Raw genomic sequence first — 20,569 nt, forward strand, 5'->3', positions numbered from 1 at the left:
ATTAAACACTAAAAAGACTAAACTCTACTGCTAATTTCCTATTTTCTAACTTTATGTTATATAACATAGAGATTAAAGTATGGGGAAGTGATAGCACTCAAGTATTTATTAAATATTGACCGTGAATAATAATTGAGTGCAATCGTAGTGACTTTGTAGATAACTTAGTCTTTTTTATTATGTAAATAAAAGAAATTTGTCATTGCAACTAAAGTTCAATAATCCTTCATAAAGTTTTGGCAAATTTGTTAACAGCCCTAATCTAGTTTGAAAACACCATATATTGTGTTTTATATTTAACTAAGACACAACATATAGGAATGAGAGGGGATCAAATGAACAAACTTGAGCAAGATTTAAAACGATTAATAACAAAGGACCCAACGGTCGTTAACGAAAATGCTAATAAAGATAGTGCAACATTTTCAACAATGAGAGATTTGACGGCAGGTGTAGTCTCTAAATCCTATGCCTTAAATTATTTATTACCTGAAAATGTGGCAACTGCACATAAAAAAGGGGAAATACATTTTCACGATTTAGATTATCATCCGTTTCAGCCATTAACAAACTGTTGTTTAATTGATGCTGAAAAAATGCTGTCAGAAGGCTTTCAAATCGGTAATGCTACTGTGACATCACCTAAATCTATACAGACTGCTTCGGCACAATTAGTGCAAATTATAGCAAATGTTTCGAGCAGTCAATATGGTGGATGTACGATTGATCGTGTAGATGAATTGTTAAGTCATTATGTTATTTTTAATGAGCAAAAGCACCGCGAAACAGCAGAAAAATTTGTTACAAAGGACAATATAGATACATATATCGACGAACAGATTACACGTGACATTAAAGACGCAATTGAAAGTTTAGAATATGAAATCAATACGCTATATACTTCAAATGGTCAGACACCATTTGTAACCTTAGGCTTTGGATTAGGAACAGATTGTTATAGCCGTAAGATTCAACAAGCGATCTTAAATACACGTATTAAAGGATTAGGGAAAAATAGAATTACTGCAATCTTCCCTAAATTAGTATTTTCTATTAAAAGAGGTGTCAATTTAGAGCAACAGGACCCAAATTATGATATTAAACAATTGGCATTAGAATGTTCGACAAAGCGTATGTACCCAGATATTTTAAATTATGATAAAACTGTGGAACTATTAGGTGATTTTAAAGCACCAATGGGTTGTCGTTCATTTTTACCATCTTGGAAAGATGAAAATGGGAACTTTGAAAATAACGGACGTTGTAATTTAGGGGTCGTAACATTGAATGTACCGCGTATTGCTATTGAGTCTAATGGTGATATCGAGACATTTTGGAAGATTTTCCATAAGCGTATGGAAATTATGCATGATGCATTAGTATATCGCATTGAAAGAATTAAACAAGCAACACCAGATAATGCGCCAATTTTATATAAAAACGGTGCATTTAAATACAAATTAAATGATGAGGACACGGTATTTTCGATATTTAATAATAAGCGTGCAACTTTATCTATGGGCTATATTGGTCTCTATGAGGCGGCTACAGTATTTTATGGACCGAATTGGGAAACACAATCTAAAGCAAAGGCATTTACCTTAGATATATTAAAAGCAATGAAGTCATATCAATTAAAATGGACTGAAACTTACGATATATGGTTTAGTATCTATAGTACACCGAGTGAATCGCTTACAGATAGATTCTGTCGTTTAGATCAAGAAATATTTGGTGACATCCCAGATATTACAGATAAAGGTTATTATACAAATTCATTCCACTATGACGTGCGTAAAGATGTGAGTCCATTTGAGAAAATTGATTTTGAACAAGACTATCCAGTTTATGCAAGCGGTGGTTATATCCATTACTGTGAATATCCAAAATTAAATCACAATTTAAAGGCATTAGAATCTGTATGGGATTATGCATACGATAAAGTAAGTTATCTGGGTACTAATATACCGATTGACCATTGTCATGAATGTGATTTTAAAGGTGACTTTAAAACAACAGAAAAAGGATATCAGTGTCCAGAATGTGGTAACGATAATCCAAAAACTGTAGATGTCGTAAAACGTACTTGTGGTTATTTGGGCAATCCAGTGCAACGACCAACAATTGAGGGACGTCATAAGGAAATTTGTGCACGTGTTAAACATTTGAAAGATAAGACAGTATGACAATCTTAGATTTGATCAACGGACAAGGTTATATTGCAAGAATAGAATCACAAAGTTTCGTTGACGGTGAGGGTGTGCGATGTAGTATTTATGTTTCAGGTTGTCCATTTGCCTGTAAAGGATGTTACAACAAGGCGGCTCAAAATTTTAGATATGGGGAAAGTTTTAATGAGGAAGTCCTAGAGGAAATATTAGAAAATTGTGCCCCGGATTATATAGATGGTTTGAGTATATTAGGTGGTGAGCCGTTTTGTAATTTGGATACAACATTGCGTTGTGTGCGTGCATTTCGCCAACGTTTTGGTAACAGTAAGACAATTTGGGTTTGGAGTGGTTTCTTATTTGAGTATTTAGCAAGTGGAAATTCCGAGAGACGTGCATTTTTAGAATTAATAGATGTATTGGTAGATGGCCCATTTATGGCTCATCTTTATCGTTCAAACCTACCTTATAAAGGGTCACTGAATCAACGGATCATTGATGTACAAGCATCATTAACTAACCAACACCTGTGTGAATATATAACGACCTAATAACAATGTAATTATAATGAATTGAATCGCTAATATAACGCGTTAATGAAGTGTTTAGCTTTAACATGAATACAAAAAACTGTCGTCAAACCATTGACGACAGTTTTTTTATGCTGCTTAATCGAGGCGTTATTTATTTACTTAAATGTTTTTTAACTTCTGGTATGATTTTATCTCCGATGAGTTCGATATTTTTCATGATTTTATCGAATGGGACACCACCAAAATCAATTTGTGCCATAAAGCGTTGATGTTGATAAAGTTCATGTTGATAAAGTATCTTTTCGACAATTTGCTGTGGGCTACCAACCATTAATGCATCTCTATAATCTGGTGCCTGTTCAAACTGTTGTCTTGGATAACCTTGGCCACGAATAAATGAAATACCGACATTTAAATGTGGATAATATTCATTTAATGCTGCTTGAGTTGTTTCGGCAGTGTAGAATAAACTCGCAGTAGCCACTGGTAACTTTGTTGGCGCAATATCATGACCGCTTTCTTCAGCAGCTGTACGGTAAGCATCTATTGAATCTTTAAATACTTCTGCGGGACCCCCTAATGTTGTAATCATCATTGGAATACCTTGGTGACCGGCTTTAATTGCGCTTGCTTGACCACCACCGACAGCACGCCAAATTGGTAAAGTATTATCGATTGGACGTGGGAATATCTTCATATTATTTAAATCAGGTCTGAATTTTCCTGACCAAGTTATACGTTCAGATTCATTTAATTGACGCAATAATGCGAGTTTCTCTTCATATAATTCATCATAATCATTAATATCAAGGCCAAACAATTCAAATAATCCAGTACGTGATGACCGACCTGCTACTATTTCTGCACGGCCATGTGAAATTAAATCAAGCGTTGCGAAATCTTCAAAGACTCTGACAGGGTCTGCTGCACTAATAATGGATGATGAGCTTGAAATTTTAATATTTTCAGTAGCTTGGGCAATAGCACCTAACACAACACTGTGCGCTTGTGTTGTGAAATGTTCTTGGTGACTTTCGCCTACTGCAAACACATCCAATCCAGCTTGATCTGCTAACTTACTGGCTTCGATTAATTCTTTAATACGCTGTTCGTAACTTACTTTTGTGCCGTTATGTGGATTTAATAAATGATCTCCCAAAGAATAAAGTCCGAATTCAAGTGGTGTGTGTTTATTCATTTCTAATTGTGCCATTATAGGTGCCTCCTTATTTTATAATTCGTGTAAATTTGCTTCTATTTCACTGCGTTGATCTTCCATAAAATCAGGTAAATTTAAATGCTTACCTAAATCTTCAGGTTTAGTATCTACTGTGAACCCAGGATCTTCTGTAGCAAATTCAAATAGAATACGATTATGTCTATAATATAATGATTTAAAGAAATAGCGGTCAATAATACCTGAATTAGGTTTTGAATGTTGATTGATTGTCTCTAATACTGCATTTAAGTCGTCATCTTGCGGCGTAGTTACTGCAATATGGTGTACATATCCTTGACCAGGACGAGCACGTTCACCTTGTTGTTCTATAATAACGAAATCTGTGTACAGTCCTGCGTCATCTAAAGTCATAACAGTCATATGTGCATCATTACCAATTGTGCGGTGATGATAATTTAAGTCTTGCGCTAAAAATTCAATCGTCGGTTTACTATCTCTAACCCTTAATTCGACTGGACCCATTCCAAGTATTTGATGGTGTGATGGCACATCTGTGTAAGGATTTCTACGCCACATTGTTGGGAGGGCATAGTCGTCATTTACTAACAAAATTAAATTTAAACCATCAGGATCTTTGAAATTAATTGCAGGTTGAGATAAATAAGTGATTGCTTCCCAGTGGACGTCATTATCATCTAAGCGAGCTTTGTAATAATCTAAAGCAGCTTGATCAGGTATAAGTAGAGACAAACGATAGATTGAGTCAGTACCAGGACGATTTTGTCCAATATTAGGAATTTCAAAGAAACTTAGTAATGTTCCCGGCGCTCCTAATTCATCGCCGAAGAATAAATGATACATCGTTGGATTATCTTGGTTAACGGATTTTTCTACTAATCGTAATCCGAGTATTTGAGTATAAAAGTCTTTATTGATTTGTGCATTTTTTGTATACATTGAAATATGATGATGACCTGTTACATGCATTTGAAAGCCCCCCTAAAATTCAACTAATTAAAATGATTTAATTGCCAATTACCTTATTGAAGAAAAACAAAACATTTTTTGGTATAAAAAGTATACTTGATACATATAATATACTATCGTTTTGTATAAAATGCAACACCTGTTGTTTATTGCTATAAAAATAGCACCACATCATCGATATATGGGTGCTACCGTTATATTTATTCTGATTGTTTGAAATCTAAATAGTATAAACTAAACTCTAAATCTTTCTTCAAATGATCCTCCAATAAAGAAACTGCTAGTTCAATGTCTCTGTTGAAAAGGGCATCTACAATTGCACGGTGTTCTTCTATTAGTCCTGGTCGTCGTTTGTTAATTACAGTTTGACTAAAGAGGTAAATAAAACTTTTATATTTTTGATAGGTATCTAATATAAATTGGTTATGTGTAGCATGCATAATTTTTTGATGAAACTTATCATTAATGTCGATAATTTTACTTTCTGCTTCATGCTCTATATCAATATCAGTATAACTCCGCAATTCAGCTAAATCGCTAGTAGTATAGACAATAGCTGCTTTTCTTAATGCATGACTTTCCAACAAGATGCGCATTTCAAATATTTGTCTGTATTCTTCTGTTGTAGGAATAAAAATATATGAGTTTTTAATAAAATATTCCAACTCTAATTGTTTTAACGCTTCTCTAACCGGAGTACGACTCACATTATACTTTTTTGCAAGTTTGGCTTCCGTTATTTTTTCATTTTTACTTAATTCACCTGAAATAATGTCATTTCTAATCTTTTCATAAATAGATAATTCATTTGTATTCAATTGATTCACCTCATCATTCATAGTGTACTATAAAAAATTATGGATTAAAATGTATACATTTTATAACTTTTGGTATACACTAACAACTGTAAGCGATTTCAGAAAGGGTGTTCAATCATGAAAGTAGGCTTTATAGGATTAGGAATTATGGGGAAACCCATGGTTAAAAATTTACTAAAATCAAATGTCACAGTATTTGTGAATGATGTAAATAAAGAAGCAGAACAAGAAGTAGCAAAGCTCGGTGCCAAACCAGTATCTTTAGCAAGCATGGCTAGTGAAGTGGAGCATATCATAACCTCACTACCTAATGGTGCTATCGTAAAGTCTGTGTTATATAGTGGAGAATCAGCATTGTTGAACTATGATGTTACTCATGTGCAATCAATTATTGATACGAGTTCATTAACACCGAATGAATCTTTAGAAATTAGTAAAGTACTTGAGCATAAACAAATTAAATATATTGACGCTCCTGTTAGTGGAGGTGAACCTTTAGCGATAAGTGGTGAACTATCAGTGATGATTGGATGTGATCCTGATGATGTAGCAACTACTCAGCAAGTTTTAGCGCCTATTGCTGCATCCGTCATACGTGTTGGAGATGTCGGTTCTGGTAGCGTCGTAAAATTGGCAAATCAAATCATCGTAAATACAAATATAGCGGCATTGTCAGAAGCAGTAGTGTTAGCTAAACGTTTCGATATTGATTTAGAGCGTATGCACGAAGCAATCAAAGGTGGACTAGCAGGTTCAAGTGTCATGGAAGCAAAGTTTCCTAAGATGATTGCAGAGGATTATCAACCAGGTGGTACATTGAATATTAATCTAAAAGATATGAAAAACGTGACATCGACAGCAGACACAGTTGGTCTTACCCTACCATTAACGAATCAAGTTAAAGAAATCTATAAATCTGAAGTTGCACATGGTAATGGTCTTAACGATCATTCAGGCATCATAAAATATTTTGAAAAAATAAATCATATGTAGGTGAAATGATGTTAACTAATGAACAAATAAACACAACTTTAAATGACCCTATAGACAAAGGATTAATCAATTTCAAATATAAGATTATTGTACTAGATGATGACCCTACAGGAACACAAACGGTTAAAGATTTACCCGTCTATACAGAGTGGTCACAAGAATTGATAGAAGATGGATTCAAACAAGATAATGCAATGTTCTATATATTAACAAATTCAAGAGCTTTAAATGAAGCACAGACGATTGAATTACATCAACAAATTAGCAAAAATATCGAAGCTGTTTCGCAAAAGCTAGACCATCCCTATATCGTGGTGAGTAGAGGTGACTCTACTTTACGTGGTCACTTTTATCTAGAACCTAAGGTGTTAAGTGAAGCGACGGATCGACAATTTGATGCAGTGTTTTACTTACCTGAATTCTTTGAGGGCAATCGCTTTACATATCATGGTACGCATTACCTAAAGGAAGGGGAGCAATACATCCCTGTTGCGCAAAGTGAGTTTGCAACTGATACTACATTCGGTTATACAGCAACAACAATGGCGGACTTCATTGAAGAGCAGAGTTTAGGTGAAATAGCAGCAAAGGACGTATACCATATTGATTTGGATACGATACGACAACGTGATCAAGCTACGATATGGAATGTATTTGACTCAGTTGCTCATTTCGATGCAGTCGTCGTAGATGCTTTGAATGATGAAGATATGGATTACTTTGTCAGTTGTTTAACGGCGTATCTAACTGAACATAATAAGCAATTTATGTTTAGAACTGCGGCATCATTTGTTAAATCAATGTGCCAAACACCAGGTGAAATCATTAATCTCAATGAACATAGTACGAATAATCATGGTGGTATTATTATCGTTGGATCCCATGTGAAGAAGACTTCTGCACAATTAAGTCATTTAATAGAACATGCAGCGATTAGCAGTATTGAATTTGATGTAACACAAGTAACGAACGATAAATTGTCAGATTATATTCAGAAACAAGTAAATCAAGTGGAAAATTTGATAAAGCAAGGACATGATGTAGTCATCTACACCTCGAGAGATGTCATCAAAACAGAAGATCTTAACAATAATTTGAGTATATCGACAAATATTTCTAATGCACTCGTGGCAATTATTCAAGGATTGACTTTACAGCCTCGCTTTATCATTGCTAAAGGCGGTATTACTTCTAGTGATGTGGCGACAAAAGGTTTAAACATTAAGAAAGCTGAAGTAATAGGGCAAATTACACAAGGTGTACCAGTTTGGTTGACTGGTGACGAAGCGAAATACAGTCATATGCCGTATGTTATTTTCCCGGGAAATATTGGCGAGGAAAGTACTTTGACAGAAGTTTATCAGATTAATTCAAAAGATAGAGAGAAATAGAAAGTAGGGGTTCATATGATGGGAGAAATTTGGCCGATCGTTGCAGTCGTTATAGGTGTAATCGTATTGTTGATATTGATTATGGGATTGAAACTTAATACATTTATCGCTTTAATTATTACATCTATGGTGACAGGTATATTACTTGGTATGAGGCTAGATACAATTGTCACAACAATTGAAAAGGGTATGGGTGACACCTTAGGACACATCGCTATTATATTCGGTTTGGGTTCAATATTAGGGAAATTATTATCCGATGGTGGTGGTGCAACAAGAATTGCAGATACATTGATTAATGTATTCGGTAAAAAGTATGTTACGTGGGCAATGATTATTGCTTCATTTATCATAGGTATTTCATTATTTTTAGAAGTTGCATTTGTACTATTGGTACCATTGGTATTTACACTTGCGAAACGCATGAAAATATCGAATCTTAAAGTAGGTTTACCTATGGGAACATCGATAGCAGTAACGCATGGATTTTTACCACCGCATCCCGGTCCTGTTGCCATTTCTGAAGCGGTACATGCAAATATTGGTCATGTATTAATGTATGGAATCATTATTGGTATACCATTAGCTGCCGTCGTTGGTGGAATCTTTCCAAGAATTGCTCTGAAAATTGCACCGTCTGCTTTCGAACGTTTAGGTAATCAAGCTGCAGTAGGAGAAGTAAAGGTGCTGAAACATGATCAATTACCAAGTTTTGGTATCAGCTTATTGACTGCATTGTCGCCAGTTATATTAATGTTACTCGCAACAGTTGTGCAATTAGTCACTGGAAATGAGGATGGACATGCTAAAGGCCTAGAAGGGTTTATTTACTTTATTGGAACCTCAGTAACTGCAATGTTGATCGCAGTATTATTTGCCATTTATACGATGGGTATACGCAGAAAGCAAAGTATGAAAGAAATTATGGATACAGTAACTAATGCCATTACACCTATTGCAATGTTAATCTTAATTATCGGTGGTGGCGGCACTTTCAAACAAATACTAATTGATGGTGGCGTTGGTGATACGATTTCAGAAATATTTAAAGGCAGTGAGATGTCACCACTGATACTAGCTTGGTTGGCTGCAGCATTATTACGTACTGCTTTAGGTTCTACTACCGTAGCAGCAATATCTTCAGTAGGCATAGTCTTACCTTTATTACAATCAACAGACGTAAATCTGTCATTTGTCGTATTAGCGATTGGAGCGGGGAGTATATTTTGCTCGCATGTTAATGATGCTGGGTTTTGGATGTTTAAAGAATACTTTGGTTTAACAATCAAGGAGACTTTTTTAACATGGACATTATTAGAATCAATACTATCCGTTGTTGGTTTGGGCTTTATTTTAATATTAAATTTAGTAATTTAATCATACATTTTATAATAGTGAAAATCTTTGTACACATATCATTTGAGGTACGAAGATTTTTTTAGTTACCTAGCTGATTACATTGACTTAATCTTCAGAAAATGGTAATTTATTACCTATTAAATCAATCGGAATAATAAACGATTTGGAGGAGTCAAAATGGGGAGAATGAAATTAGGTCTTTTTTTAGCAGGTTACGGGCATCATTTAGCGAGCTGGCGCCATCCAAAGTCAGTAGAACAAGGTCCAGTTGATATTGACCATATTGTAAATATCAGTAAAATTGCAGAACGTGGTAAATTCGATTTAGTCTTTTTATCAGATGCTTTATATATAGATGAAACGGCACATCCAGATTTGATGAGTCGCTTAGATCCATTCACATTAATGACGATTATAGCGAGAGAAACATCAGATATTGGCTTAGCAGCAACGGTTTCGACAACGTATTCACAACCGTTTCACTTAGCGCGTGCATTTAGTTCATTAGATCATGTCAGTGGGGGACGTGCAGCATGGAATATTGTGACTTCAGCAGTCAATAGTACAGCGCAAAACTTTAATGGTACTGTCAATGTAGAACATGGATTGAGATATGAACAAGCAGGTGAATTCGTGGATGTTGCCAATAAGTTATGGCATTCATGGGAACAGGATGCATTTGTTAAGGACAAGGAACGCGGTGTTTTTGTCGATCAATCCAAATTACAACCAATCAATCATGAAGGCAAATACTATAAAGTGAAAGGTCCACTTAATTTAGAACGTTCACCTCAAGGTAGCCCGTTATTGATTCAAGCTGGTTCTTCATCAGCAGGTACGGATTTAGCATCACGAGTCGCTGATGTAGTATTTACTGCACAAACGAGTGCCGATGAAGCAAAGCACTTTAATGATGGCTTAAGAGATAAAATTGAACAACGCGGTCGTAAACAGACAGACGTATCTATTATGCCAGGTCTATTTCCAGTAATCGGTGATACAGAAGAGGAAGCACAAGCGAACTATGAAGAATTACAAGATTTAATCTTACCTGAAGAAGGGTTAAAGTTATTATCTCCATATGTAGGAGATGTAGATTTATCCAAATATGATTTGAAAATCCCATTTGAGCAAGTGGAGTCTTCCGATGGTAACGGTATTAAAAGTAGATACGAATTGATTAAAAAAGAAGCAATGGAACAAAATTTAACATTAGAAGATGTAATGAAGAAAATTGCGGGAGCAAGAGGTCACTTTATGGTAGTCGGGACACCAGAACAAATCGCTGATACTATGCAATATTGGTACGAACAAGGTGCAGCAGATGGCTTTAATATTATGCCACCACTATTACCGACACAATTGGAATTATTTGTTGATAAAGTAGTACCAATCTTACAACAACGCGGGTTAGCACAGACAGAATACGCTACAGGTACTTTGAAAGAAAAGTTTGGCCTGGAAAACGATTAGCGACCAGATGAAATGACGTATTTGAAAAACGATATCTAATGAATAACGCTCACACTGCGTATGGCAGTGAGAGCGTTTTTTGTATGATTAAATTTCAGCTAAACAAAAATCTAGCCAATCAATATAAGATTGTTCACGTAAAAGGGCCTTCTTTAATATTAAAATGTGTTGCAAATCTGATTTAGCATCCAATTGATTGTAAATTGCTTGCAAATGCATTAACTTTTCTTCCTTCTCAATTTTCTTTTGGGTGAGCAATTGATGCTTACTTTCGTCTTCAAGACTATCAAAAAAGTAAACCTTTATTGCAAAAGGGTCTTTATTACTTTCATCTTCTTCAGCATTTTCAATCCAATGAAATAGTGTTGTTCTTCCTAAATCGGTAATGCTATAAATCTTTTTAGTCACTTTACTTGTCTCATCAATATTTGAAATATAAATATGTTCACTCTGCAGTAATTTTTTAAGCTCATTATAAATTTGACTATGTTTAGCATTCCAAATTTCACCAATGACTTCACTAAATGATTTATAAATTTCATACCCAGTCAGAGAGTGATTATTGAGTAATCCTAAAATTGTATATTGAAGCACATTTTTCATAAAGTTCCTCCTGTGTTCTTTGACAGAATCAGTGTATAGGATTATCATGTAAATGTAAACATGTAATTAATTACATGTTTTAGAAGGAGGAAATGTTTATGAATACACTAAAAGACTTTATTGGAGCACATATGATTTACACATACGACAATGGTTGGGAGTATGAAATGTATGTGAAAAATGAAAACACAATTGATTATCGAATCCATTCAGGTATGGTTGCCGGTCGTTGGGTAAAAGATCAACAGGCGGACATTGTTCAAATTATTGCAGGTGTCTATAAAATTTCTTGGACAGAGCCAACAGGCACAGACGTCTCACTCAATTTCGTTCCAGACCAAAATATTATGCACGGCGTGATCTTTTTCCCGAAATGGGTACATGAACGTCCAGATATCACAGTATGTTACCAAAATGATTATATTGATTTGATGGAAACATCTAGAGAAAAATATGACACATATCCAAAATATGTTGTTCCTGAATTCGCTACAATTACTTATGTTGGACAACCCGGTACCAACAATGAGCAAGTTATTGCTGAGGCACCATATAATGGAATGACTCAAGATATCAGAGATGGCAAATTTGCTATGTTAAATAACTAGAAAGTAGAGTTGTCTACTAATGATGGAAAAAATATTTGAAATTTCAATGCATGTTGAAGAACCAATCGTGGTTGGACAAGATAATCAAGTTGGCAGACGTCAATTGATACCGATAGTCTCAGGTACAGTGAAGAGTAACCAGCATTCTGGTCACGTATTGCCAGGTGGTGTTGATAGCCAATGTATTGATCCAACAGGAAAATGTACCTTATCTGCGAGATATGCTATTCAATTAAATGATGGTGCGACAATTTATATTGAAAATAATGGTATTAGAACAGTACCTGAAAGTTATAAAGAAAGTGTAATAAATGGTGGATTTGTAGATTCCGAAGTGTATTATTTTCGTACTACACCCACCTTTGAAACTTATAATACGTCATATAAATGGCTAATGGAAAAGATATTTGTCGGTTATGCGACTAGAACAACAGACCGAGTTCTATTAACGATTTATATGGTTTAATACGACAGGTTGAAATTTTATGATACAATTTCAACTTTAAAACTACATCATCATGTGTTCTATGGGTTACTATATTTAAGGATGATTACAGTGAATGCATAATGTATACGTAGTTAATCAATGAAATATGGCAATTTCTACTAATTAATATGGTAGATTTTGCCATTTTTTATGTTGAATATTTATGGCGGACATATGAATTTGATAATGATTTATATAATAGGGTATGTGAGAAGAATATTTCTGAATAATAAGTGACAATCAAATTAAAGGTGGCTATTATAATGATTCTAGAAGCGGCAATATTAAATGTAAAAGAGGATAAAATTGGCGGTTTTGAAGAAACTTTTAGAGAAGCATCAAAAATTATCGCAACAATACCGGGTTATATTCAACATACCTTAAATAAATGTATAGAACAAGAAGGGAAATACTTATTACTCGTCGAATGGCAAAGTCTAGAAGACCATACGATTGGTTTTCGAGAATCCGAAGCATACACAACTTGGAAATCATTATTGCATCATTATTATGAGCCATTTCCTAATGTAGAACACTTTGAAAAAGTAGATTTATAAAAGCAATAACTTAATAGATGTACTAGTAACAGATGAAATAACAGACGAAAGTTTACTCGCGCACAAATAATGACGTTCCGATCAGCATATCGGGACGTTTTTTTGATGTTGTAAATAAGTTTGTGATACTATGCTAAATATTTTTAAAAATTCAATAAATTCAGAAATTATATTGACGCTTAAAAGATAATGACCTATAATTTCATTATTCTTATTAGATTGGTAAGGATTGATGGAGGAGGATACAGATTGATTGAATTTGAGAAGGTAAATAAAGTATTTCATAAGAAAAAAGAACGTATCCACGCTTTGAAAGATATATCATTTACTGTTAATAAGAATGATATATTTGGCGTAATTGGATATAGCGGTGCCGGGAAAAGTACCTTAGTTCGATTGGTAAATCAATTGGAACGCGTGAGTGAAGGTAAGGTTATCGTTGATGGACATGAATTAGATACATATAAAGAAAAAGAATTAAGAAATGTAAAAAAGGAAATAGGCATGATATTTCAACATTTTAATTTGTTGAATTCCAGTACAGTATATAAAAATATTGCAATGCCATTGATACTAAGCGGTGTAGATAAAGCTGAAATCAAACAAAAGGTCGAAGAAATGCTCGCTTTTGTAAATTTGTCAGATAAGATGTATCAATACCCCGATGAACTGTCAGGTGGACAAAAGCAAAGAGTTGCAATTGCTCGTGCTTTGGTTACAAATCCTAAGATATTACTGTGTGACGAAGCAACAAGTGCGCTTGATCCAGCAACGACGAGTTCAATATTAGATTTGTTAAAGCGTGTTAATGAAACATTTGGCGTAACTATTCTAATTATTACGCATGAAATGGGCGTAATTCAAAAGATTTGTAACAGAGTAGCTGTTATGGAGAAAGGGGAAGTCGTTGAGATTGGCAATGTTAAAGAGGTGTTTAGCCGCCCACAAACGACTACAGCACAAAACTTTGTTTCGACGGTTATTAATACAGAACCGTCAGAATCTTTAAAGCATACCTTTAATCAACGTACAGATAATAATTATATTGATTATCGATTATTTTTAGAAACTGAACAGATAGAACAACCAATTATTAATGAATTAACACAACGTTATCAGGTAGAAGTAAACGTATTATTCTCATCCATGTCTACCATACAAGACGATACAGTTTGTTATCTATGGTTGCGTTTTGAAACAGATCAACATTTCAACCAGGAAACGATTGAGTCTTACTTTAAAAATAAAGCAATAACATTTGAGGAGGTGTAGTCATATGCTTGGTTCGAGTATTGATAGTGCGCAGTTATTTGAATCTTTATATCAAACCTTATATATGGTTACTGTCTCATTAATTATAGGTTCGATTATAGGTATACCATTAGGCATTTTATTAGTTGCGACGCGAAAAAAAGGTATATGGCCGAATGCAATAGTGCATCAAATTTTAAATCCAATTATTAATATTTTAAGGTCAATACCATTTATCATTTTATTGATTTCTATTGTACCTTTTACCAAATTATTAGTTGGAACTTCTATAGGAACAACAGCTGCAATAGTACCATTAACGGTTTATGTAGCTCCGTATATCGCACGACTTGTAGAAAATTCATTACTAGAAGTAGATGAAGGTATCGTCGAAGCGGCGAAAGCGATGGGTGCATCACCTGTTCAAATTATTTGGCACTTCTTATTACCAGAAGCATTAGGCTCATTAGTATTAGCGATTACAACTGCCATTATTGGATTAGTTGGAGCTACCGCTATGGCCGGTGCTGTTGGTGGCGGTGGTATAGGTGATTTAGCGCTTGTATACGGTTATCAACGCTTTGATACATTAGTCATTATCATTACAGTCGTTGTATTAGTGATTATTGTACAAATTATACAAACACTTGGAAATTACTTATCTAAAAAAATTAGACGAAATTAATGAGGGGGATTTATTAGTAATGAAAAAGTTATTAGTCTTAATTGTTTCAGTATTATTTATATTAGCAGCGTGTTCTGGTGGAAAAGAAAAGGTTACTGTCGGAGTAGCATCAAATGACACTAAAGCATGGGAAAAAGTAAAAGAATTAGCGAAAGATGAAGACATTGACTTAGAAATTAAACAATTTTCAGATTATAACGTACCAAACAAGGCATTAAGTGATGGGGATATTGATATGAATGCCTTTCAACATTTTGCATTTTTAAATGAATATAAAAAGGCACACAAAGATGCAGATATTTCAGCAGTTAGTACAACAGTATTGGCCCCATTAGGTATTTACTCAGATGATATTAAAGATATTAAAAAAGTAAAAAATGGAGCCAAAGTCATCGTGCCAAATGATGTCTCTAACCAAGCACGTTCATTGAAATTATTAGAAGCTGCAGGATTAATTAAATTAGATAAAAACTTCGGATTAAGTGGATCAATTAAAGATATTAAATCGAATCCTAAAAATCTAAAAATTAAAGCAGTAGATGCACAACAAACAGCTAGAGCTTTGTCAGATGTTGATTTATCAGTTATTAATAATGGGGTAGCGACTAAAGCAGGTTTAGATCCGAAAAAGGACCCTATATATACTGAAGACTCAAAAAATGATGCAGTAAAACCATATATCAATGTCATTGCCACAAAAGATGACAAGCAAAATGATAAAACATACAAAAAAATCATTAAACTATATCATTCAAAAGAAGCACAACAAGCACTTAAAAAAGATACAAAGGATGGAGAATATCCTGTAGATTTATCTAAAAAAGAAATCAAGAAAATTGAAGATAGTTTAGAGAAATAAATGTAAATTAACGACTTAGAAAATAGTGTAATTAATTTTTGAAACTATAGAATAAGGTCATAAATATATATTAAAAAAAGAGCTCATCCATTTGGATGAGCTCTCTTTTGATTATTGTCATTAAAAATGATTGATTAATAATATCTAAAACCATAGAAATTCATGATGAAATCCATCCACAGTCCTCCCCTCTCTACGTTTTGTGAATTTTATTATATCATTATATTAAAATATATCAATATAATTGTATAACAAAATTATAGAAAATGAAGGTGGCTATATCGTGTGATATGAAATTGCCTTTGTGGAATGAATGTGTTTTTTATATAGGTTTATTTTGCCAATAATATTAGTAAGTGAAGACACTAATTCTAAGTATACATCATAATTTCATACAGTATGCGTCTTGTAAGCAGCATTACTTAAATTAATTAGGAATGGTTGGAACTTCAGATATTAATTTTTGAGTATATGGGGCTTGTGGATGTTCAATGATACTTTCTGCATCATTAAGTTCTACAATATTACCATTTTGCATTACTGCAATACGATCACACATTTCCTTTATCACACCCATATCATGTGTAATAAATATATAAGTAATTTCCATTTCATCTTGAATACTTTTAAGTAATTGAATAATTTCCTTTTGAACGGAAACATCTAATGCAGATACAGCTTCATCACAGACGATTATTTTCGGATTAATAGCAATTGCACGAGCAATACTCACTCTCTGTCGTTGACCACCTGATAGTTCATGAGGGAAACGATATAGAAATGCTTCGTCTAAACCAACCTTTAGCAGAAGTTCTTTTACGCGTTCTTTTAAATGGTGTTCATTTGTTACTAAATTATGAATTTTTAAAGGACGTCCGATTATATCGATTACTTTAAATCTAGGGTTTATCGAAGCAAATGGGTCCTGGAAAATCATTTGTATATCTTTTCGTAATGGTTGCATTTCTTTAGAATTGAATAAACTCAATGGAATATCCTTATACCAAACATAGCCGTCTGAAACAGAATTAAGTCCTACTACAGTCTTTGCCAATGACGACTTTCCTGATCCAGATTCACCAACGATACCTAATGATTCACCTTTTTTAATTTCTAAGTCAATGTGCTTAACAGCTTTAAAGGTATCATTAATTCCTATTGGATATTCTACGCTGACATCTTCAAATTTTAGAATAATTTCATCGCTAATTTGCCTTGGAGTTTTGGGAGCAAGTAAATTCGGTACTGAATTTATAAGTTTCTGTGTATATGCTGATGTTGGATTATTAAAAACACTGCTTACAGAACCTGATTCTACTACTTCACCTTGCTTCATAACGATCATTTCATCGCAAAATTGATAAACGACACCTAAATCGTGTGTAATAAAAATTATAGAAGTATCGATATAATCATATAAATCTTTCATTAATTCTAATAATTGATTTTGAGTGCTAACATCTAAGGCTGTTGTTGGCTCATCTGCAATTAAAATTTGAGGTTCTAGAACAAGTGCCATAGCAATCATTACACGTTGACGCATACCACCAGAAAATTCATAAGGATACGCGTTAAAATTACGTTCTATGTCCTGTATACCAACTTTTTGTAAAATATCTAACGCCATTGCTTTTGCCTGTCGCTTATTTATTTTTTTATGTTGAAGTATGACCTCGGAAATTTGTTTTCCTATTGTAGTTCTAGGGTTGAGTGATGATATAGGATCTTGGAAAATCATCGCAATATCTTTACCCCGAATTTTTTGAAAGGCTTTACTATTAAATTGAGTTAGGTTTTGGCTATTAAACGAAATCTCTCCAGATATGACAGGAGCGGGAGAATCTGGCAGTAGACCCATGATTGATTTAGCAGTAATACTTTTACCAGATCCAGATTCCCCAACTATTCCCAATATTTTTTTCTTATCTAATTTGAAACTTACATTTTTGACTGCGTTAATTGAATTATTGCCTTGATTGAACGTCACACCTAAGTTTTTAACTTCTAATAATGGTGGCATGTGGCAGTCCTCCCTATTCACAAATATATGTTTTTAATCTATACTTTATATATCATACTAATCTACTCGAGTATAACTTACAAGGAGGGATATTTATCAATCGATATAGTCAGGCATTCAACTCATTGTATAATCAACTGTTTTATCGTATTTTATTTTCAATATTAAGCTTACCCATTTTTATATATGCTATTATAAAATATTTGATTTCTGGTAATAACAGTGAAGACTTACAACAGAATTTGGCGGTTGAAAAAATTGCCCACGCATTGCAACAAAAGTATTTATATCTAAAAGAACACAAGACAAAGCAACAACTATTTAAAGAAGCTCAGCATATTTATAATAGAAGAAATCGTTACGATGATGAACAGGTAACGAATGACTTTACTTCATTTTATAAACAACTACTGTTTAATAATCATCTCATATTTAAAGTTATTTTAGCATTCCCACTTTTTATTGTTCTCAGCTTTTATTTGAATCCTATGGTTAGATATATATTTGAGAGAATAATTATGGCAATTGTGGTTATCATAGGAGTCATAACGGTTGTATTTACAATTTTGTATTTATCACCTATGGACGCTGCATATAGCATATTAGGCCCGGATGCGACTAAAGATCAAATTAAACAATTTAACGAGGCACATAATTTAAATAGTCCATATTTACTTCAATTATGGGATGCGATTAAAGGTGTGTTTACTTTTGACCTAGGCACTACTTATAAAGGTAATGAAGTAGTTACGCATGCAGTAGCACAAAGAATTCCAATTACATTATTGTTAACATTAATTGCCTTACTAATTGCAATAATGATTGCTATACCAATAGGTGTGGTGAGCGCACTAAAACGTAATAGCTGGATTGATGTTATCTTAATGACAATTGCATTAATTGGTTTATCTATTCCGAATTTTTGGCAGGGTTTATTATTTATATTAGCTTTCTCGTTAAAACTTAATATATTACCACCATCGTATATGCCAGATAACCCTTTTTCATTAATCTTACCAACACTAGTTATTGGTACGGCGATAGCTGCTTCCATTACCAGAATGACGCGTTCCTCTGTGTTAGAAGTTATGAGAAACGATTATGTTATGACAGCCTATGCCAAAGGTTTATCGACAAACCAAGTCGTAGTCAGACATATTTTGAAAAATGCACTTATACCCATTATTACATTGATCGGTTTGCTTGTTGCTGAATTACTTGGTGGATCAGCTGTTACTGAACAGGTTTTTAATATTAATGGTATAGGTAGATATATCGTTCAAAAACAACTGGTACCAGATATTCCTGCTGTTATGGGTGGCGTGGTTTATATTTCAATAGTTATCTCACTAGTAAACCTTATTATTGATATTTTCTATGCTGTGATTGACCCAAAATTACGTAGTGAAATTAAAGAAAAGGAGTAATTGTATGACTCAACAGAGATATATGATCCCATCATTATTGATTTTTTCAGTATGTGCTGTATTGACATACATTTTGGTGATATTTACTGCATGTATCAATTTGTTTAAAGGTTATGTAGTAGATTCATTTTATATAACTCAGTTTATATTAATTTTATTAACGATAGTGGTTGCGTTTTTAGGTTTTGGAGTAGATTTGTGGTATAAACAAAAGGCATTAAGATACATAGGATATAGCATTTTAATTATCTTAACTGCTACTGGTAATTTATTTACTTTGTTAATGTTTATTAGTATTTTACGTTATAAAAAAACTTCGGAATTAGGCATTTATAATGGTTGGGAATCTTTCATAATTAAAATAAAATCAAATAAAATTGCTAGCATAAGTGTAGTAATATTAGTATTTTTACTTACTATTTCAGTGATGTCGAAATACTTATTTGATACTACTTTGGCGACACAAAATCAATTTGATGACTTATTAAAAAATCCTAGTCTTGTGCATCCATTTGGGACTGATGATTTTGGTAGAGATTTATTTACAAGAATAGTTGTAGGCACAAAATTAACTTTCTTCATTTCTATTATTTCAGTTGTAATTTCAGTCATACTCGGCATGATTTTAGGTATGATAGCGGGATACTTTGTGAAAATAGACAATCTTGTCATGAGAATATTAGATGTAGTGTTTGCGATTCCATCTTTACTTTTAGCAGTGGCTATTATTGCTTCATTTGGTGCAAGTACAACCAATTTAATCATTGCACTTAGTATAGGTAATATTCCTTCCTTTGCTAGAACAATGAGAGCAAATGTATTAGAAGTGAAACGAATGGAATATGTTGATGCTGCTAGAATTACAGGTGAAACTACACCGCGTATATTATGGAGTTATATATTACCGAATTCATTATCACCGATGATTGTTAGGTTTTCATTGAATATAGGTGTAGTTGTTTTGACGACAAGTAGTTTAAGTTTCTTAGGTCTAGGCGTTTCGCCAGAAGTACCAGAGTGGGGAAATATCTTAAGGACCGGAAGTAACTATCTTGAAACACATAGTAACTTAGCAATATTTCCTGGGTTATGTATTATGTTGCTTGTGCTTGCCTTTAACTTTATTGGCGACGCGGTACGCGATGCACTTGATCCAAAAATTCAATAGAA

The 20,569-nt window shown here is 33.6% G+C and carries 19 protein-coding genes; 14 read left to right on the top strand and 5 right to left on the bottom strand.

What is annotated here, in order from left to right; all coding sequences use genetic code 11:
* Window positions 1-320: 320 nt before the first annotated feature.
* Entirely contained in the window at window positions 321-2,186 is a 1,866-nt protein-coding gene (gene nrdD, locus ACF91D_RS09260; RefSeq protein ID WP_107590223.1) for an anaerobic ribonucleoside-triphosphate reductase, read from the top strand.
* Entirely contained in the window at window positions 2,183-2,719 is a 537-nt protein-coding gene (gene nrdG / locus ACF91D_RS09265; protein ID WP_107527029.1) for an anaerobic ribonucleoside-triphosphate reductase activating protein, read from the top strand. Before nrdD ends, nrdG begins: the two co-directional genes overlap by 4 nt.
* A gap of 133 nt (window positions 2,720-2,852) precedes the next feature.
* On the opposite strand, the gene ACF91D_RS09270 is transcribed toward nrdG, so the two are convergent.
* The 3 genes from ACF91D_RS09270 to ACF91D_RS09280 form a co-directional block, all read right to left on the bottom strand.
* Entirely contained in the window at window positions 2,853-3,914 is a 1,062-nt protein-coding gene (locus ACF91D_RS09270; protein WP_107590225.1) for an LLM class flavin-dependent oxidoreductase, read from the bottom strand.
* 18 nt (window positions 3,915-3,932) lie between these two features.
* On the bottom strand, window positions 3,933-4,868 hold the full coding sequence (locus ACF91D_RS09275; RefSeq protein WP_042739582.1) for a VOC family protein: 936 nt from the start codon (window positions 4,866-4,868) through the stop codon (window positions 3,933-3,935).
* Window positions 4,869-5,068: 200 nt separating this feature from the next.
* Window positions 5,069-5,695 carry a GntR family transcriptional regulator gene (locus ACF91D_RS09280; RefSeq protein ID WP_232155343.1) on the bottom strand — a complete coding sequence of 209 codons (627 nt, stop codon included), beginning with the start codon at window positions 5,693-5,695 and terminating at the stop codon, window positions 5,069-5,071.
* 108 nt (window positions 5,696-5,803) lie between these two features.
* Between ACF91D_RS09280 and ACF91D_RS09285 the strand changes: the two genes are divergently transcribed.
* From ACF91D_RS09285 to ACF91D_RS09300, 4 genes are all read left to right on the top strand, one after another.
* On the top strand, window positions 5,804-6,679 hold the full coding sequence (locus tag ACF91D_RS09285; protein WP_107590226.1) for an NAD(P)-binding domain-containing protein: 876 nt from the start codon (window positions 5,804-5,806) through the stop codon (window positions 6,677-6,679).
* Between the two features lie 8 nt (window positions 6,680-6,687).
* Window positions 6,688-8,070 (top strand): four-carbon acid sugar kinase family protein, encoded by a 1,383-nt coding sequence (locus ACF91D_RS09290; protein ID WP_107527024.1) that lies wholly within the window; start codon window positions 6,688-6,690, stop codon window positions 8,068-8,070.
* Window positions 8,071-8,085: 15 nt separating this feature from the next.
* A complete protein-coding gene (locus ACF91D_RS09295; RefSeq protein WP_107527023.1) occupies window positions 8,086-9,447 on the top strand; it encodes a gluconate:H+ symporter in 1,362 nt (453 codons plus the stop codon).
* 159 nt (window positions 9,448-9,606) lie between these two features.
* On the top strand, window positions 9,607-10,902 hold the full coding sequence (locus ACF91D_RS09300; protein WP_107527022.1) for an LLM class flavin-dependent oxidoreductase: 1,296 nt from the start codon (window positions 9,607-9,609) through the stop codon (window positions 10,900-10,902).
* Window positions 10,903-10,989: 87 nt separating this feature from the next.
* Here ACF91D_RS09300 and ACF91D_RS09305 read toward each other — a convergent pair whose 3' ends face one another.
* On the bottom strand, window positions 10,990-11,505 hold the full coding sequence (locus ACF91D_RS09305; RefSeq protein ID WP_042739588.1) for a PadR family transcriptional regulator: 516 nt from the start codon (window positions 11,503-11,505) through the stop codon (window positions 10,990-10,992).
* Between the two features lie 98 nt (window positions 11,506-11,603).
* On the opposite strand from ACF91D_RS09305, the gene ACF91D_RS09310 reads away from it, so the two are divergent.
* From ACF91D_RS09310 to gmpC, 6 genes are all read left to right on the top strand, one after another.
* The gene (locus ACF91D_RS09310) at window positions 11,604-12,113 is read left to right on the top strand and encodes a phenolic acid decarboxylase (protein WP_042739589.1); all 510 of its coding nucleotides are present in this window, start codon (window positions 11,604-11,606) and stop codon (window positions 12,111-12,113) included.
* A gap of 19 nt (window positions 12,114-12,132) precedes the next feature.
* A complete protein-coding gene (locus ACF91D_RS09315) occupies window positions 12,133-12,579 on the top strand; it encodes a DUF3237 domain-containing protein (protein ID WP_107527021.1) in 447 nt (148 codons plus the stop codon).
* Window positions 12,580-12,863: 284 nt separating this feature from the next.
* Window positions 12,864-13,157 carry an antibiotic biosynthesis monooxygenase family protein gene (locus tag ACF91D_RS09320; protein ID WP_107527020.1) on the top strand — a complete coding sequence of 98 codons (294 nt, stop codon included), beginning with the start codon at window positions 12,864-12,866 and terminating at the stop codon, window positions 13,155-13,157.
* 249 nt (window positions 13,158-13,406) lie between these two features.
* A complete protein-coding gene (locus ACF91D_RS09325; RefSeq protein WP_042739598.1) occupies window positions 13,407-14,429 on the top strand; it encodes a methionine ABC transporter ATP-binding protein in 1,023 nt (340 codons plus the stop codon).
* 4 nt (window positions 14,430-14,433) lie between these two features.
* Window positions 14,434-15,093 (top strand): methionine ABC transporter permease, encoded by a 660-nt coding sequence (locus tag ACF91D_RS09330; protein WP_042739599.1) that lies wholly within the window; start codon window positions 14,434-14,436, stop codon window positions 15,091-15,093.
* 19 nt (window positions 15,094-15,112) lie between these two features.
* Window positions 15,113-15,952 carry a dipeptide ABC transporter glycylmethionine-binding lipoprotein gene (gene gmpC / locus ACF91D_RS09335; RefSeq protein WP_042739600.1) on the top strand — a complete coding sequence of 280 codons (840 nt, stop codon included), beginning with the start codon at window positions 15,113-15,115 and terminating at the stop codon, window positions 15,950-15,952.
* A gap of 427 nt (window positions 15,953-16,379) precedes the next feature.
* Here the strand turns inward: gmpC and ACF91D_RS09340 are convergent, their stop codons facing one another.
* Window positions 16,380-17,972, bottom strand: a complete 1,593-nt coding sequence (locus tag ACF91D_RS09340; RefSeq protein WP_107528038.1) for a dipeptide ABC transporter ATP-binding protein — start codon at window positions 17,970-17,972, stop codon at window positions 16,380-16,382.
* A gap of 125 nt (window positions 17,973-18,097) precedes the next feature.
* Between ACF91D_RS09340 and ACF91D_RS09345 the strand changes: the two genes are divergently transcribed.
* Both ACF91D_RS09345 and ACF91D_RS09350 read left to right on the top strand, forming a co-directional pair.
* A complete protein-coding gene (locus ACF91D_RS09345; protein ID WP_232139038.1) occupies window positions 18,098-19,399 on the top strand; it encodes an ABC transporter permease in 1,302 nt (433 codons plus the stop codon).
* 4 nt (window positions 19,400-19,403) lie between these two features.
* The gene (locus ACF91D_RS09350) at window positions 19,404-20,567 is read left to right on the top strand and encodes an ABC transporter permease (RefSeq protein ID WP_107527896.1); all 1,164 of its coding nucleotides are present in this window, start codon (window positions 19,404-19,406) and stop codon (window positions 20,565-20,567) included.
* Window positions 20,568-20,569: the final 2 nt, after the last annotated feature.

The sequence above is a fragment of the Staphylococcus sp. 231237_7MaSpsaltlick genome, from assembly GCF_043107035.1.